The organism is Mesorhizobium sp. M0058, assembly GCF_040323095.1.
Classification (GTDB): domain Bacteria; phylum Pseudomonadota; class Alphaproteobacteria; order Rhizobiales; family Rhizobiaceae; genus Mesorhizobium.
The window spans coordinates 352,925-368,148 of the sequence record NZ_JAMYUQ010000001.1; the positions used below are offsets into that span (position 1 = coordinate 352,925).

Below are 15,224 nucleotides of genomic sequence, written 5' to 3' on the forward strand. Positions count from 1 at the left end.
CATCAGGCCTTTCGTGCCGCATCGAGAATTCGCCGGCCGAGCCGTATCAGGGCAATGTCGCTGCCGGGAGGGCCGAGCAGCGAGAGGCCGAAAGGGGCACCGTCAACCGAGCCCAGCGGCAGGGTGATTTGCGGAAAGCCTGACAGACCCGAAAGGCACAAAAGATGCAAGGCCCTTTCGCGGTAGGCCTGGAGCTGCTGCGGCTCGCTTTTGACCAGAGGTGCGGGGCCTGGAACGGTGGGCAGGACAAGAAACCCGTCCTGGCCGAGCAGCGCGGCTAGCTCGGAGCGGAACGTCAGGCGGCGCACCGCCTCGGCCCGCGCGGTCTTTTCGTCGATCGTGCGGCCAAAACCAAAGCGCTCCTCGACGCCCGGCCCGAGATCGCGCTCGCCAGAAATGATCCAGGCGCCATGCTGCTGCCAGGCCTCGGCGGCCTGGAGGCGGCGAAAGCACCAGTAGAGCTCGTCGGGGAAGGAGGCGAAGCTGTACTCTTCCGGCGCCGGCTCACCGATAAGACTGGCGGCCAGCGCTCTCATCCTGGCATATTCGGCTGCCTCAGCGGGGCCGGCCACGAAAGCGTCCAGCCAGCGGATCGAAAGCGGCCGGGTGAGCGGATACGGATGCGGGTCGCGGCCGAGCAGCAATTTGCCGATCGTCTCATAGGTCTCGATGTCGTCGGCGAACCAGCCGAATGTGTCGAAGCTCGGCGCCAGCTTCATCGTGCCTTCGAGCGAAATGCGGCCATGCGTGGTGCGCAGCCCGATCAATCCGCAAAAGCTCGCCGGGGCGCGGATCGAGCCGCCGGTGTCCGAGCCGGTAGCGATATCGGCAAGCTTGCCGGCCACCGCCGCCGCCGAGCCTGACGAGGAACCGCCGGTGACGCGATCGGGAGCGGCCGGGTTCACCGGAAACGGAAAATGCGCGTTCTGGCCCATCAGCGAGAAAGCGAACTCGTCGGTCTGCGTCTTGCCGATGAAGCGCGCGCCGGCGTCGAGAATCATCTGCACGGCCGGTGCCGTGCTGGACGCGGCATGCGCCTCGTCGAACTTCACCGGATTGCCGCAACCGGTGCGGTAGCCGGCGACGTCGTAAATGTCCTTTACCGCCAGCCTGAGCCCGGCCAGCGGCCCCAGTTCCGCATTGGCGACCGGCATGCGGCGCAGGTCAAGAAAGGCGTTGAGCGGGCCGTGCGTGCCTGGCATCGTTCGATATCCGTATACAGGCCCAGCATTGTTCGATGCCGGAAATTTTACAACCTGGGATACGATTTTTATTGATTGTGAAATCTTTCGATCTTATATCGCGCTTGCCCAAAGTCGCACGTGCCTGTGGGTGTCCGCCGATCCTCGAATGGTGAGGGAAATCGGTAAGGTAACTGGAGCTAACCCCTCCAGTCGGTCTAGCGGCCAACCGCCAGCCCGAGGACACCTTGAAGCAACGACGGTGCGGGCCTTTCTGGTGTTCTGCCGGTCGTCCAAAGACCGGGGTTACTGAAGAGGCACACCTTCATTGCCGGCAGTGCGGACGGGTCTCCCATCCAAGCCAAGGCAGACAAAGCGAACCGAGGCCGGGCAAGGCCAAGGTTCACCGCCGCGAGACGGCGTTTCATGGTTCCGGGGTCTCCACCGGCTGGTTCCATGAACTTCCGTCCCGCCTTTGTTTGACCGCGCGTCGCGAGGCCGAGAGCCCGCGTCCGCAGCCTTATTGCGCGCCGCAAGGCGTTAATGGAGAGACCCCGATGGCCACTCAGCGCATCCTCGACTTCCTCGCCACCCGACGTCCGTCCGGCCCCTGCCTCGTCGTCGACCTCGATGTCGTGCGCGACAATTTTCGCGCCTTCGAAAAGGCGCTGCCCGATTCCCGGATCTACTATGCGGTGAAAGCAAATCCGGCGCCGGAAATCCTGCGCCTGCTTGCTGCGATGGGCTCATCCTTCGACACCGCTTCCGTTGCCGAGGTCGAGATGGCGATGGACGCCGGTGCGCCGGCGGACCGTATCTCCTTCGGCAACACCATCAAGAAGGAGCGTGACATTGCACGCGCCTACCAGCTCGGCATTCGGCTGTTTGCCGTCGATTGCGTCGAGGAAGTCGACAAGATCGCCCGCGTCGCTCCCGGCGCCCGCGTGTTCTGCCGCGTGCTGACCGACGGCGAAGGCGCCGAGTGGCCGCTGTCGCGCAAGTTCGGCTGCGTGCCGGCGATGGCCGTCGACGTGCTGCGCCATGCCAGGACGCTCGGCCTCGACGCCTATGGCGTGTCGTTCCATGTCGGCTCGCAGCAGACCGACCTGACGGCGTGGGACCGTGCGCTGGCCGACGCCAAGAAGGTGTTCGCCACGCTCGCCGATGAAGGCATCGTCCTCAAGATGGTCAATATGGGCGGCGGTTTCCCGACGCGCTATCTGCGTGACGTGCCGGCGGCCCAGGCCTATGGCCAGGCCATCTTCTCGGCGCTGCGCAAGCATTTCGGCAATGCGATCCCTGAGACCATCATCGAGCCGGGTCGCGGCATGGTCGGCAATGCCGGCGTCATCAAGTCGGAAGTCGTGCTGATCTCGAAGAAGGCCGAAAACGACAATGTGCGCTGGGTGTTCCTCGACATCGGCAAGTTCGGCGGTCTGGCCGAGACGATGGACGAGGCGATCCGCTATCCGATCGTCACCCGCCATGACGGTTCGGAGACCGCACCTTGCGTGCTCGCCGGCCCGACCTGCGATTCGGCCGACGTGATGTACGAGAAGACGCCGTATCCGCTGCCTCTGTCGCTGACCATCGGCGACGATGTGCTGATCGAAGGCACCGGCGCCTACACGACCACCTACTCGGCGGTCGCCTTCAACGGCTTCGAGCCTCTCCGATCCTACGTGATCTGACGGCTTCGGCCTTCAGATCACCCCAGGCGGACGTTTGCGTCCGCCCGGGTTCGCCTGTGGAACAAGCTCCGCTCGTGAAGGATCGCGGAAATGGACATTGTAAATTACATTGACGGTGCCGTGGGAATCTCCCCCCTCGAGGGGGAGATGGGCAGGCAGGCCAGAGGGGGTCGTCTCGCGTGAAGCGCCGGCATCCCTCGTCCACGACGCGGTGTCGCGTCAGGTCGTGCCGACCCCCTCTGTCGCCTTCGGCGACATCTCCCCCTCGAGGGGGGAGAGTGCCCGCGCCATTGTTGTCGTCGCCGAAATTGCGGCAGACATTGCATCGCGTGAAGCGTTGCTCGATCGCGCCATGGGGCCGATGCGGCGCAAGAAATCGTCGGAGAAGCTGCGGCGTGGCCGCCGGCCTTCCGAAGGCCTCGCCTTCGTGGCGCGTGATGCGGCGGGCGCGGTGATCGGCACTGTGCGGCTGTGGGATGTAAGGCTGGGCGAGGGCGGCCCGGCGGCGCTCCTACTCGGGCCGCTCGCCGTCGATCCGGCGCTGAAGAACGCCGGCATCGGCTCAGCGCTGATGCGCCACGCTTTGGCCGAGGCCGCGCGTCTCGGCCATGCCGCGGTGCTGCTGGTCGGCGATGCGCCTTATTACGGTCGCTTCGGCTTTTCGGCGGAGAAGACCGGCGCGCTAGCCATGCCTGGTCCGTACGAGCGGCACCGCTTGCTGGCGTTGGAGCTGATCGAGGGTGCGCTCGACGGCGCGCATGGCACGCTGAGGGCTGCAGGTCGCAAGCTCAAGGCACAGAGGCTGTCGCTGGCCGCCTGATTGTCCAAAAACAAACGCCGCCGGTCCTTTGCATTTCAGCGAGGGCGGCGTTTTGTTTTTGCGAAGGGCTCAGCCGATCAGCTGGCTGAGCGCCATGGCGACCGACATATCGCCTTCGACCTTTATCTTGCCGGACATGAACGCCATGGTCGGATTGAGGTCGCCGGCGATCAGCGAATCCAGATCGTCGAGCGACAGCTTGATGGTGCAGTCGGTCGGCGCATCGGTGTTTGAGACGGTCGCGCCATCGATGACGATGACGCCGTCGGTGCCGGTGTCGAACTTCACGGAATGTTCGAACCCGGCGCTCGCCACGCGCGACCTCATCTTCTCGGCAATGTCCTGAACGCTCATGACTGTTCTCCTGGTCTCGTTGCGTTTTGCCGCGCTTCAGTGACCGGCCTCCGCCGAAGTCGCTGTCTCGCGCGTACCGCGATCCTGGTCGCTTGGCGCATATAGCTTCGAGTTGACGTAAACGTCAACGCGCGATGCGTCATCTCGTTTCAGTCGGAAGGAATGCGGCAGAGACATTCACCCTGCGATGAAGGTTAGTGTTCAGCAGCGGACTTCGCCGCCTCGGCCTGGGCCGATTCCGCCGGGGCCGGTTCGGTCGGCGTGGCCGGATCCTTGCGGCGGCGCATGGCGTTGTCGCGGATTTCGTCCTTGGTCAGGAAGTTGACCTGGTCGATCAGCACTTCATGCACCAGGTCGGCGCCGACGCGCGCGTTGACGGTGTCGCGTATGGCCTTGCGGAAGGCATCGAGATCGATGGTTTCCTTCTTGGTGAAGTCGATCTGAGGATTGGAGTAGAGATAGGAATAGACCTGATCGGTCATCAGGGCTTCGGCCGGAATCGACATCTTCTTTATCTCGGCCGGCTCGACCGTGTAGACGAGCTTGGTGAGGAAATAGCCGTCGATCTTGGAATCGCGGATCAGCGGCACCGAGATGATGTCGGTCTTGACGTAGTCGAGGCCACCCAGCATCGGTTTCGGCGTCTCGCCGACGCCGCGCTCACCGGCCGCCTGGAACGAATAGAACACGGCGCCCAGCGTGGCGGCGCAGATCCAGATCGCGGCGGCGATGAATTTGATCACCGGTTGTTCCCGCCTGGTGCCGAGATCATCAGCTCGCCCAACCGAATTCGCCGGCCGAATAGGTGCCGTCGGCTTCGGCGCGCTGAATGGCGTTCTTCAACAGCGTGGCGACTTCGTTGACCGCGTTGAGGTGGGCGAGGATTGCAGCCTCGTTTTTCGCGAGCTTCTGGCGCAGCCGCGCCAGACTGTCGCGATGCTGTTCCAGGAATTCGATCTCGTTGGCGCCCTTCATGGCGCGGGTCAGCTCATAGAGGTAGCGGCTCTTGCGGGCGTTGGAGGCCTTGAGGTCATAGCTGGTGTCGTTCTTCAAACCGGCCGTCTCTTCCTCGACCGCTTCCTCGATGCGGCCGATGATGGCGGCAAGGTTGCCCGGCCGTGCAAACGGGATCGGCGCTTCGGACGTACGCGCCGGCAGGTTGGAAGAGTATTTTGAAAAATCGGCCATTGAAAATCCTGGTCTAGATCTTGATTTCGGTTTTGATGGTCGTCTCGTCGCCGGTCATCGACCGTGCGGCCTTGCGCTGCAATTCCTCGACCAGCGAGGTGGACAGCCGGGTCTGCTGGTCGATCTCGGTCTTGTGCGGCCCGGTTGACACCGGGCCGATCGGCACGGTGCGCTTGCCGTCCTTGTAGTGGTCGGCGAGCAGCGATTTGGCGATGCCGATCCCGCCGCGCTCGGCCATGACGTCGGCGACACGCTCGGCAAGCTGCGATTTCCACATGTCGCCGGCCAGCCCCTTGCCGTAGACGCCCTCGGTGTCCTTGGGCAGCATGTTTTGGATGAAGGTCTGCAAGACCATCGCCTCGAACTTCTTGAACTTGCTGGCGGGATCGGCATTTGCGGCGGCCGTGTCGGCGGTAGCGCGCGACAGGATCGAGCCGGCATCGACCGAAGCAGCCATGTCGACAGAAAAATTACCGCCAACGCCGTTGGCCCGCTTGGCCAGCGCGGCACGGGCAGCCTCGATATCCGCCGGGTCGACGGCTCGGGCAACATCGAGAACGATGTCACTGGGTGGAGAAATCGCCAAGAAAGTCCGCCTCTTTGCCGGGTTTCCTGAGCGACCATGCCGCAACAAGCTTGTGGCAGGCTTGCCGGTTTGAAATCCTTCGCCGGATGCTGGGCCATTGCTATCAGCAGCGGCAAGTCCGGCTGGGTCGATGCGATCTGGTCGTTTGCGGTGGGCGCTGCCGGCGTCGCCATGGTCAGATCGTAGGTGGCGTAGGCGCAGAGGCCGAACACGGCGCCGTACACCCAATACAGCCCGCCGCACGGAACGAAACCGAACGCCGTCCGCAAGTGACGCGGCTTTAACTTTCGATTATTCCTGCCCGCGCTTCTGCGCGATCAGATCGAGCCGGTCGCGGTCGGAGCGTTCGCGTTCGTCCTGTCGGCGCACGTCCTTGTAGGCGCGCTCGACCATGTTGGTGCGCGCCGTCGCAGTGGCGATGAGCGTGACCTCCTGCCTGGCGCTTTCCAAGCTCGCTTCCTGCCGGACCAGCGCATTGGCGATGCGGCGATGGTAGAGGTCAGGGAACAGCACCGCCAGCGACTGATCGGCGTCGAAATGCTGGACAAGTTCCCTGGCTTCGGTCTCGGCGGTTGCGGCCGCCGCCAGGAAGGCCGCATGGCGCGTCTCGTGCAGGGCCTTCAGCTGCTCCTGCACCTTGACCAGTTTCTTCAGCCGTTCCTTGCGCGTGCTCATCTCACCTCGCCAGCGTCAGGTCGACAAAGCCGTCGACGAACAGCGACAGCATGGTGCCGATGGCGAAGTAGAAGATGATCATGCCGCCGGCGATGACGAAAGGCAGCGAGATAAAATAGACCGGGATCTGCGGCGTCAGCTTGTTGACGAAGCCGATCGTCAAATTGACGAGAATGGCATAGGCGATGAACGGGCTGCCGAGCCGGATGACCAGGAAGAAGGCGTCCGACACCGTGTCGGTGAGATCGACCAGGGCGGCCTGCGGATTGAAGAAGACGTTGACCGGCGCCACCGTGTAGGAGGCGACCAGAGCGCGGATGATCTCGTGGTCGAAATCGAAGACGAAGAGCAGCAGCAACGCTGAAAACGAGATGATGGCGGCGAGGGCCGCCTGCGGCTCCGGCTCCTCGATGGCGGGGCCGCCGGTGCCGCCATAGCCGATCAGCATGGCGATGGCCGAACCTATGAAGCGCAGCGCCTCCATGTAGAGCCTCGTCATCGCGCCGATCAGCCCGCCGACCAAAAGTTCGGAGATGATCATCGGTGTCAGCACCTGCGGACGCGCATCGACGAAGGGAAAGATCTTGTCCCACAGGAAGGCGAGCAGGCCACCGGTGGCGGCGATCGACACGAACAGCCGGACCTGGACCGGCACGCGGGCGCTGGACAGACCCGGCACCAGCATGAAGCAGGCGCCGATGCGACAGAAGGCGAGGAAGGCGGCGATGACGACGCCTTGCGACAGGATGTTCACGAGATCGTCCCGAGCACCTTGATCTCGACGCCCTTGGCGATTTCGACATGGGAGAGAACGGGAAGCGTCGTGAACAGGCGCTCGATGATCATGCGCACATAAGGCCGCGCATCGGGCGCGGTGACGAGGACAAAACGCTCGCCGGCCTCGAGATGCTTGCGGATCGCCTTGGTCGCGTCCTGGCCGAATTCCTCCAGCTGGCGCGGGTCGATGTCGAATTCGCGCACCTCGCCCTTGGCGTCGCGCTTGAGGCTCTGGTGGAAGGCGAGGTCCCAGCGGTTGCCGAGGCGCAGCACCTTGAGCATGCCGCCCTCGGAGAGATCGCCGCAGATCTGCTGGGCCATGCGGATGCGGACATGCTCGACGATCTGCTCGGTGCGGCGCACATGCGGCGCGATCTCGGCGATAGCCTCGATGATCAAATGCAGGTTGCGGATCGATACGCGTTCGGCCAGCAGCAATTTCAGCACCGCCTGCAGGCCGGGATAGGAGATGTGCGAGGTGCAGATCTCGTCGGCGAGCTTGCGGTATTCCGGATCCTGGCGCTCGAGCAGCGCCTTCATGTCCTTGTAGGACAGAAGCTGCGGCAGGTTGTTGCGGATCACCTCGGACAAATGGGTGAGCAGCACCGACATGTTGTCGGCAAAGGTATAGTTCTCGCGCTTCAGATCCTCGGCGAAGGTTTCGAGCACCGAGAAGGCGCGCATGCCGAAGGCCGGCTCGCGGATTTCCTCGCCGGGAACGTCGGGCAAATCCCGGTTCCCCAGCAGCACCATGATCTCGCCGACGCGCATCTGGTATTCGGCGACGACGGTGCCGTGGACCTTGATCTGATAGCTTTTCGGCGGGATGCCGAAATCGTCGGCGACGCGCACTTCCGGCACGACGAAGCCGTATTGCGTGGCAAATTTCTTGCGCATCTTGGCCATGCGGAACACCAGTTCCTGATGCGACACCAGCAGCCGCGTCGACAGCTGCTTGCCGATCAGAAGCTCGATCTCGGCGGTGGTCAGCGAAGCCTTGACCGAGTTCTTCTCTTCCTCGACTTTGTTCGCCTTCTCCAGATCCTTGATCGCTTCGGCGGCGGCAGCCTCGCGGTTGGCGCGCATCGGGATGACGTAGCCAAGACCGGCCATGCCTGCAGCCAGCGTGAAGAACGGGAAGAACGGCAGGCCGGGCATCAGGCCGAGCAGGACGAGCAGCGAGGCCGCGACATAGAGCGCGCGCGGATGCGCGCCGAGCTGGCCGAACACCGCCTGGTTGGTCGAGCCGCGCGTGCCGCCCTTGGACACCAGCAGGCCGGCGGCGAGCGAAACGATAAGCGCCGGGATCTGGGTGACCAGGCCGTCGCCGACCGACAGCTTGATGAAGACATCGGCGGCTTCGCCCATGCCCATGCCGTGCCTGATGTAGCCGATGGCGATGCCGCCGACGATGTTGATGGCGGTGATGATGAGGCCGGCAATGGCATCGCCGCGCACGAATTTCGAGGCGCCGTCCATCGAGCCGAAGAAGGACGATTCTTCCTCGAGTTCTCTGCGGCGCAGTTGCGCTGTCTTGTCGTCGATCATGCCGGCGGACAGGTCGGCGTCGATCGACATCTGCTTGCCGGGGATAGCGTCGAGGGTAAAGCGGGCGCCGACTTCGGCAATACGGGTGGCGCCCTTGGTGATGACGATGAAGTTGACTACGATCAGGATCATGAAGACGATCAGGCCGATGACGAAATCGCTGGCCATCACCAGTTTGGAGAAGCCGGCGATGACATAGCCGGCGGCGTGCGTGCCCTCATTGCCATGCGACAGGATCATGCGCGTGGTGGCGATGTTGAGCGACAGCCGCAACATGGTGGCGATGAGCAGCACGGTCGGGAAGGACGAGAAATCGAGCGGCCGCTGGATCCACAGCGCCACCATCAGGATCAGCACCGACAATGCGATCGAGAAGGCGAGGCCGATGTCGATGAGGAAGGCCGGGATCGGGAGGAACAGCACGGCCAGGATGATGACGATGCCGATGGCGAAGAAGACATCGCGGCCGTTCTTGGCCACTGTTCCTGTCGCTAAGCTTTCGCTGACTGCCATGTCGTCCCCAATCACAAGCCTGCCGAGCACGCGACAGCCCTTCGAGCCTAACCGGTCAAGCTTGCGCGAGGGTGGGAGGACTGGTTAGTTGCCAGGACGACAGAGGCCTTGAGGAGAGAGATCATGCTGGTGATCATCGGCACCATTCGCTTGCCGGCGGAACGGCTCGACGAGGCAAGGCCGGCCATGCGGCGCATGATACTGGGCAGCTGGGCGGAGCCCGGCTGCATCGAATACTCCTACGCGCAGGACGTGCTCGACGCCGGGCTCATCCATGTAATCGAGGTGTGGAGCGACAGGGCCGCGCTCGACGCGCATTCCGCTCGCCTCACATCGCCGATTGGCGGGCGAGCTGGGCATCGCTCGGCATAGGCGAGCGCAACCTCATGCTCTACGAGGCCGGCGAGCCGAAGCCGATCTGAGGACCGGGCACAGTCAAGAAGGCGTAGGCCCAAGAAAGTCTAGCAGGCGTTGACCTGTCTGCAGGACCATCCGCCGCCATCGGTATCGTGGCAGTCTTCATAGCTGCCGTAGCAGGTGTTCGTCGAATTGCGATACCAAGGGTAGCCGCCAGGACAGCAAACATCTTGTTGTGCAGTCTGGATAAATTCCTTTGCCGGCCGGCTTTGGTTTTCCGGATTGCCTTCCGCCAAAAAAAGAGACATCGGGTGTGACACAACAGACCTAACCGGCATATCCATGCTTGAATTGCTCACCGCAGACGAGCTCAAAAAAATCATGCCAACAGCTAATGAAAAAAATCCCCGCGCACTCATCTTCTCCTCCTTGAGGGAAATGGAGACGGGCAAAAATAACACAGCTGCGTCGATTGCGTAAGCGATCGCTCATATACCTCGACACGCTCGCGGGGAATTGAAGCGGGGCGGCAAGCCTGACTGCGCCTCAGCGCCAGAATGGCGCCGCAAGCAGCCGGCATTATGTCGGCGTGCTGATCGTCGCCGAACTGCACAGCGATCCGTTCGATGGTGAGACGCCGGTGCTGGCGCCGGCCAAATTCCGGCATGCGGTGCTGGTGCCGACCATGAACGTCCAGTCCACCGCCGAAACCATCCAGCGCGCCGTCGCGGAGGAACTGGCGGTGGTCGAGAATTTCGACAACCGGGCCGTTGTCGGGCTTTTGACCGAGGGCCATCTGATACGGCGCTACGCCGAGGAACTCGACAAGGCGCGGCGCGACCTGTCGGGCGAAGACTAGGCCTCGGCCGGCATCTTAAATGTCCCTACTCGGCGCTTGCCACGTGTACAGTGTCACTGTACAAATTGTTCAGTGGGAGAAAAAGACGGGATGAGCACCGACCAGGCTCCGGTCAAGAATGGCGTCGCCTCGACGGCGACGCATGCCCATCAGATGCTGGGCCAGCGGCTGAAGAGCCTGCGTCTCGGCCGGCGGCTTTCGCTGCGCGAACTCGCCGAGCTGACCGGGACCAGCGCCAGCTTCATCAGCCAGCTCGAGCGCGGCCTGACCGGCGCCAGCACCGCCTCGCTCAACCAGATGGCCTCGGCGCTTGGGGTGAGCGTGGCGATGCTGTTCGAGGATAGTGCCGCCGGGCAGCGCGGGGTCTTGCTGCGCAGCGAGCGGCCGAGCCTGCCGCCCAGCGACGGCTGCCGCAAGATGCTGCTCTCGCGTCCCCCTTTAAGCGACATGGAAGTCTATGTCGGCGAGTTCGAAATCGGCGGCTCGACCGGCCCAGCGCTCTACACCCATGGCGACGCGCACGAGATGCTCGTCGTGCTGCGCGGCATCGTCGAGGTTTCGCTCGGCGATGTCAGGCATGTGCTGGAAGAGGGCGACAGCATCGAATACGCGACATCGACAGCACATCGCTCAGAGAACATCGGCAGTGGCCGAGCCGAGGTGATGTGGATCATTGCGCCACCGACTTCGGTGCGCGCCGAACTCGATCAATACAGGGCCTGGAAACCGCTCGCAGCCAGGTAGGTTCAATCCATGCGGGTCAAATGGGAGAACAATAATCATGCTGAAAACAAGGCATCTTGGCCTTGGCGCCGTGCTGGCGCTCGGCGTTCTGGCAACCGCAGCGTTCGCGCAGGAAAAGCCTGTCGCGGGTGAGGTCAAGGAAGGCTCGCTCAAGGGCAAGACGCTGACGCTCGTCTCCTATGGCGGCATCTACCAGGACGGCCAGGCCGCCGCGCTCAAGGAGTTCGTCGAAAAGTCCGGCGCCACGCTGCTCAATGACGGGCCGACAGAGATCGCCAAGCTGCAGGCGCAGGTCGAATCCGGCAACGTCACCTGGCACGTCGTCGACACCGCCGACCTGCCGCCTTACGTCTATTGCGGCAAGCTGTTCCAGAAGCTTGATTTCAGCAAGCTTGACGTCTCCAAGGTGCCCGAGGGCCAGGTCGGCGAATGCTCGGTGCCGGCCATGAACTACGGCGTCGTGCTGATGTACAACAAGGAGAAGTATGGGGATAACCCGCCCAAGAACTGGGCCGATTTCTTCGACACGGCAAAATTCCCCGGCACGCGCGCGCTCGACGGTTCGGGCGACCCGACGGGCGGCCTGCTGGAGCAGGCGTTGAAGGCGTCTGGCGGCGACCCGAAGGCGATGACGGCGGCCGACATCGACAAGGCCATCGATGTCATCCGCAAGCTCGGTCCCGACACGATCTATTGGAAGACCGGCGCTGAGTCGCAGCAGCTTGCCGAATCTGGCGAAGCCGACATGCTGATGATGTGGACCGGACGTGCCATGACGGCGGTGAAGAACGGCGCCAAATATGCGCCGGCCTGGCAGGACTGGCTGGTGGTGATGGACCAGATGACCATTCCGGTCGGCGTCAAGGATACGGATGCGGCTTATGCGCTGCTCAATGCCTATCTCGGCAAGGGGGCGCAGGAGATCCTGGCGCAGCAGACCTCCTATACGCCGATCAACAATGACGCGCAGCCCAAGGTCGATGCGTCGGTCGCCGCCTTCCTGACCAACACGCCCGAGCGCCAGAAGCAGGGTTACAAGCAGAACATCAAGTTCTGGGTCGAGAACTTCCCGGTGGCGCAGGAGAAGTGGTCGGCGCTGATGGCAGGCAACTGAACAGCCAAGTGAGAGCCAGGCCGTGAGCGCGTCCGAACCCATCGCCCAACCCGCCGCCCATGCGCGGCCGGGTCGGGCATGGCGGCCGTTCGCGCTCACGGCGCCGGCGCTCATCCTGCTCGTCGCGGTGATCGGGTATCCGCTGCTCACCATCGTGCTGCGCAGCCTGTCGGAACCTGAGTGGGGGCTGCAGAACTATGCCTGGTTCTTCGGCGCGCCGGTCAACCTGACAGTGCTGCAGCGGACTTTCGTCATTTCGGCCTGGGTGACGCTGGTCTGCGTCATCGCGGCCTATCCCTATGCCTATCTGATGACCGCGGTCGGGCCGCTCGTCCGGCTGGTGCTTGTGCTTTGCGTGCTGATCCCGTTCTGGGTGAGTGGTGTGGTGCGAACGCTGTCATGGGTGATCCTGCTGCAGGATTCGGGCGTCATCAATTCGTTGCTGCGCTCGGTCGGGTTCGGCGGCGTCAAGCTGATCCGCACCCAGACCGGCGTGGTCATCGGCATGGCGCAGGTGCTGTTGCCGTTCATGATCCTGCCGCTCTATTCCGTGATGCAAGGCATCGACCTCAGGCTGATGCGTGCGGCGCAAAGCCTCGGTGCGCGGCCGTCGCGCGCGTTCTTCACCGTCTATCTGCCGCTGTCGCTGCCCGGCGTCTATGCCGGCGCGATCATCGTCTTCATCCTGTCGCTCGGCTTCTACATCACGCCGGCTTTGCTCGGCGGCCCGCGCTCGACCATGCTGTCGACGCTGGTGCAGACGCAGGTGCTCAGCCTGCTGCAATGGGGCAGGGGCGGCGCCATGGGCGTCGTTCTGCTGGTCACCACCTTCGTGCTGCTGGCGCTGGCAGCACCCGTGATGCGGTCCAGTCATCGGGAAGCGGGGCGGCGCTGATGGAGATGAAGCCGCTCACCCGCGTTCTTCTCGGGCTCGTCTGCCTGCTGGTGGCGATATGGCTGGTGGCGCCGACGCTGGTCGTGGTGCCGATGTCGTTCAACGAAAACAAATCGCTGGCGTTTCCGCCGCAAGGCTTTTCCTGGCAGTGGTACCAGAATTTCGCCACCAATCCGGACTGGTCGAACAGCTTCCTGAACTCGCTGAAAGTCGCCTCCATCGTTGCCGTCCTGGCAACGGTGCTCGGCACGCTTGCCGCCTTCGGCCTCGACCGCATGAAGGCGCGGCCGGCGAACCTTTTGCGTATGCTGATGCTGACGCCGATGGTGGTGCCGGGCGTGGTGCTGGCGATCGGCATCTATGCCGTCTATCTCGACACGCAGCTCGTCGGGACGCTGCTCGGCTTCGTGCTGGCCCACACCATCCTTGCGCTGCCCTTCGTGCTGATCGCGGTCTCGGCCAGTCTCGAAGTGTTCGACCGCCGGCTGGAGACAGCCGCCGCGAGCCTGGGCGCCAGCGCACTGACCACGTTTCGCACGGTGACGCTGCCGCTGATCGCGCCGGGCGTGCTCTCAGGCCTGCTGTTCGCTTTCGCCACCTCGTTCGACGAGATTGTCGTGTCGCTGTTCATCACGAACCCCTATCTCAAGACATTGCCGGTGCAGATTTTTGCCTCGATCACGCGCGACGCCGATCCGACGGTGGCGGCTGTCGGCACGATCCTGCTTTTCGCGACCACGATCCTGATCGGCGGCGGCATGCTCCTTCTTGGCCGCGAGCGGAAAGGACGCCAATGAATCCGAAGCCGACAAGCAAGGGCGCGGCGATCGATCTCGAAGCGATCAGCAAGGCCTATGGCGGCTTCAAGGCGCTGGACGGCGTGTCGCTGCGCATCGAGCCCGGCGAGTTCATGACGCTGCTCGGCCCCAGCGGCTCGGGCAAGACGACGACGCTCAACGTGATTGCCGGTTTCACCGATGTCACCAGCGGCAAGCTTCTGGTCGGGGAAAAAAGCGTCGTCGGCGTGCCGGCGCACAAGCGCAACATCGGCGTCGTCTTCCAGCATTACGCGCTGTTCCCGCATATGAGCGTCGGCCGCAACGTCGCCTATCCGCTGACGCTTCGCGGCGTCGACCAGGCGACGAGGCAGACACGCGTGGCAAGGGCGCTCGACATGGTCAAGATGGGCGATTTCGCGCATCGCTATCCCAGCGAATTGTCGGGCGGCCAGCAGCAGCGCGTGGCGTTGGCACGCGCCATCGTCTTCGACCCGCCGCTGCTCCTGATGGACGAGCCGCTCGGCGCGCTCGACAAGAAGCTGCGCGAATGGCTTCAGCTCGAGATAAAGCGCATCCATCGCGAACTCGGCACCACCTTCGTCTATGTCACGCACGATCAGGAAGAGGCGCTGGTGCTGTCGGACCGCATCGCCGTGTTCAACCGCGGGCGCATCGAGCAGGTCGGCACCGGCCGCCAGCTCTATGACGAGCCGGCAACGCTGTTCGTCGGCCGCTTCATCGGCGATTCCACCGTGCTGCGCGGCAAGGCGCGCAGCGATGGCAACAGCACCGCGCTGAGCATCGCCGGCGAGACGGTGACGGTACCGCGTAAGCTGTCGGGAGAAGCCAGTCCGGTGATGCTGCTGCGTCCCGAAAAGCTCGCGATCCGAAGAGCCGGCCAAAGTGCTGCCAATGGCGCCAACCGCCTGTCGGGGACGATCGCGGAAGCCATCTATCTCGGCTCGGAATCGAAATACGAAGTTAAGCTCGCCGACGGCTCGGCCGCGATCGTGCGCTCACCACTGACCGGCGAGAGTTTTGGCCTCGGCGACAAGGTCGAGCTCTGCTTCGACGGCACCGACGCCAAGCTGCTGGCGGACGACGCAAGCGCCGACACCACACTCACCTGATTCCATCTGGCCT

General features: G+C 63.6%; 17 protein-coding genes and 1 pseudogene. 9 read left to right on the forward strand and 9 right to left on the reverse strand.

Translation table 11 applies throughout. The annotated features are described in order from the left end of the window. Nucleotides 1–2: 2 nt before the first annotated feature. Nucleotides 3–1,202: an amidase gene (locus tag NKJ75_RS01780; protein WP_023740970.1), complete on the reverse strand. Its 1,200-nt coding sequence runs from the start codon at nt 1,200–1,202 to the stop codon at nt 3–5. Nucleotides 1,203–1,738: 536 nt separating this feature from the next. Between NKJ75_RS01780 and odc2 the strand changes: the two genes are divergently transcribed. Together odc2 and NKJ75_RS01790 are read left to right on the forward strand one after the other, a co-directional pair. Beyond that, nucleotides 1,739–2,872 carry an ornithine/lysine decarboxylase gene (gene odc2, locus NKJ75_RS01785; protein ID WP_023671923.1) on the forward strand — a complete coding sequence of 378 codons (1,134 nt, stop codon included), beginning with the start codon at nt 1,739–1,741 and terminating at the stop codon, nt 2,870–2,872. Nucleotides 2,873–3,128: 256 nt separating this feature from the next. After that, nucleotides 3,129–3,692 carry a GNAT family N-acetyltransferase gene (locus tag NKJ75_RS01790; protein ID WP_031203857.1) on the forward strand — a complete coding sequence of 188 codons (564 nt, stop codon included), beginning with the start codon at nt 3,129–3,131 and terminating at the stop codon, nt 3,690–3,692. A 69-nt stretch (nt 3,693–3,761) separates the two neighbouring features. On the opposite strand, the gene NKJ75_RS01795 is transcribed toward NKJ75_RS01790, so the two are convergent. From NKJ75_RS01795 to flhA, 7 genes are all read right to left on the reverse strand, one after another. Further along, entirely contained in the window at nt 3,762–4,046 is a 285-nt protein-coding gene (locus NKJ75_RS01795) for an SCP2 sterol-binding domain-containing protein (protein ID WP_023714024.1), read from the reverse strand. Nucleotides 4,047–4,240: 194 nt separating this feature from the next. After that, complete coding sequence (locus NKJ75_RS01800; protein ID WP_023714023.1) at nt 4,241–4,789, reverse strand: hypothetical protein; 549 nt, start codon at nt 4,787–4,789, stop codon at nt 4,241–4,243. A gap of 28 nt (nt 4,790–4,817) precedes the next feature. After that, nucleotides 4,818–5,234: a hypothetical protein gene (locus NKJ75_RS01805; protein WP_023671919.1), complete on the reverse strand. Its 417-nt coding sequence runs from the start codon at nt 5,232–5,234 to the stop codon at nt 4,818–4,820. A 13-nt stretch (nt 5,235–5,247) separates the two neighbouring features. Next, nucleotides 5,248–5,820, reverse strand: a complete 573-nt coding sequence (locus NKJ75_RS01810) for a rod-binding protein (RefSeq protein ID WP_023703994.1) — start codon at nt 5,818–5,820, stop codon at nt 5,248–5,250. Nucleotides 5,821–6,111: 291 nt separating this feature from the next. Beyond that, complete coding sequence (locus NKJ75_RS01815; RefSeq protein WP_023740974.1) at nt 6,112–6,495, reverse strand: hypothetical protein; 384 nt, start codon at nt 6,493–6,495, stop codon at nt 6,112–6,114. 1 nt (nt 6,496) lies between these two features. After that, nucleotides 6,497–7,249 carry a flagellar biosynthetic protein FliR gene (gene fliR, locus NKJ75_RS01820; RefSeq protein WP_023683278.1) on the reverse strand — a complete coding sequence of 251 codons (753 nt, stop codon included), beginning with the start codon at nt 7,247–7,249 and terminating at the stop codon, nt 6,497–6,499. After that, complete coding sequence (gene flhA / locus NKJ75_RS01825; RefSeq protein ID WP_023671908.1) at nt 7,246–9,333, reverse strand: flagellar biosynthesis protein FlhA; 2,088 nt, start codon at nt 9,331–9,333, stop codon at nt 7,246–7,248. The genes fliR and flhA overlap by 4 nt, the downstream gene beginning before the upstream one ends. 123 nt (nt 9,334–9,456) lie before the next feature. On the opposite strand from flhA, the pseudogene NKJ75_RS01830 reads away from it, so the two are divergent. Next, nucleotides 9,457–9,755 (forward strand): annotated as a pseudogene (locus NKJ75_RS01830) (putative quinol monooxygenase). 39 nt (nt 9,756–9,794) lie between these two features. Here NKJ75_RS01830 and NKJ75_RS01835 read toward each other — a convergent pair. Next, the gene (locus NKJ75_RS01835) at nt 9,795–10,109 is read right to left on the reverse strand and encodes a hypothetical protein (RefSeq protein WP_352499077.1); all 315 of its coding nucleotides are present in this window, start codon (nt 10,107–10,109) and stop codon (nt 9,795–9,797) included. Between the two features lie 170 nt (nt 10,110–10,279). Here NKJ75_RS01835 and NKJ75_RS01840 point away from each other — a divergent pair, with 170 nt between their 5' ends. From NKJ75_RS01840 to NKJ75_RS01865, 6 genes are all read left to right on the forward strand, one after another. Continuing rightward, nucleotides 10,280–10,549, forward strand: a complete 270-nt coding sequence (locus tag NKJ75_RS01840; RefSeq protein WP_023740977.1) for a hypothetical protein — start codon at nt 10,280–10,282, stop codon at nt 10,547–10,549. Nucleotides 10,550–10,639: 90 nt separating this feature from the next. Continuing rightward, entirely contained in the window at nt 10,640–11,293 is a 654-nt protein-coding gene (locus NKJ75_RS01845) for a helix-turn-helix domain-containing protein (protein ID WP_027049833.1), read from the forward strand. Nucleotides 11,294–11,330: 37 nt separating this feature from the next. Continuing rightward, nucleotides 11,331–12,407, forward strand: coding sequence for an extracellular solute-binding protein (locus tag NKJ75_RS01850; RefSeq protein ID WP_352499078.1), 1,077 nt, complete (start codon nt 11,331–11,333; stop codon nt 12,405–12,407). A gap of 22 nt (nt 12,408–12,429) precedes the next feature. Beyond that, complete coding sequence (locus NKJ75_RS01855; RefSeq protein WP_352499079.1) at nt 12,430–13,302, forward strand: ABC transporter permease; 873 nt, start codon at nt 12,430–12,432, stop codon at nt 13,300–13,302. After that, entirely contained in the window at nt 13,302–14,099 is a 798-nt protein-coding gene (locus NKJ75_RS01860) for an ABC transporter permease (protein ID WP_023744220.1), read from the forward strand. Before NKJ75_RS01855 ends, NKJ75_RS01860 begins: the two co-directional genes overlap by 1 nt. Next, the gene (locus NKJ75_RS01865) at nt 14,096–15,211 is read left to right on the forward strand and encodes an ABC transporter ATP-binding protein (RefSeq protein ID WP_023744221.1); all 1,116 of its coding nucleotides are present in this window, start codon (nt 14,096–14,098) and stop codon (nt 15,209–15,211) included. Before NKJ75_RS01860 ends, NKJ75_RS01865 begins: the two co-directional genes overlap by 4 nt. Nucleotides 15,212–15,224 lie beyond the last annotated feature (13 nt).

Excerpts from the sequence above, each read along its gene's own strand:
- NKJ75_RS01780 (WP_023740970.1), bottom strand. The coding sequence starts at position 1,202 with ATGCCAGGCACGCACGGCCCGCTCAACGCCTTTCTTGACCTGCGCCGC.
- odc2 (WP_023671923.1), top strand. The coding sequence starts at position 1,739 with ATGGCCACTCAGCGCATCCTCGACTTCCTCGCCACCCGACGTCCGTCC.
- NKJ75_RS01795 (WP_023714024.1), bottom strand. The coding sequence starts at position 4,046 with ATGAGCGTTCAGGACATTGCCGAGAAGATGAGGTCGCGCGTGGCGAGC.
- NKJ75_RS01805 (WP_023671919.1), bottom strand. The coding sequence starts at position 5,234 with ATGGCCGATTTTTCAAAATACTCTTCCAACCTGCCGGCGCGTACGTCC.
- NKJ75_RS01815 (WP_023740974.1), bottom strand. The coding sequence starts at position 6,495 with ATGAGCACGCGCAAGGAACGGCTGAAGAAACTGGTCAAGGTGCAGGAG.
- flhA (WP_023671908.1), bottom strand. The coding sequence starts at position 9,333 with ATGGCAGTCAGCGAAAGCTTAGCGACAGGAACAGTGGCCAAGAACGGC.
- NKJ75_RS01835 (WP_352499077.1), bottom strand. The coding sequence starts at position 10,109 with ATGAGTGCGCGGGGATTTTTTTCATTAGCTGTTGGCATGATTTTTTTG.
- NKJ75_RS01845 (WP_027049833.1), top strand. The coding sequence starts at position 10,640 with ATGAGCACCGACCAGGCTCCGGTCAAGAATGGCGTCGCCTCGACGGCG.
- NKJ75_RS01850 (WP_352499078.1), top strand. The coding sequence starts at position 11,331 with ATGCTGAAAACAAGGCATCTTGGCCTTGGCGCCGTGCTGGCGCTCGGC.
- NKJ75_RS01860 (WP_023744220.1), top strand. The coding sequence starts at position 13,302 with ATGGAGATGAAGCCGCTCACCCGCGTTCTTCTCGGGCTCGTCTGCCTG.
- NKJ75_RS01865 (WP_023744221.1), top strand. The coding sequence starts at position 14,096 with ATGAATCCGAAGCCGACAAGCAAGGGCGCGGCGATCGATCTCGAAGCG.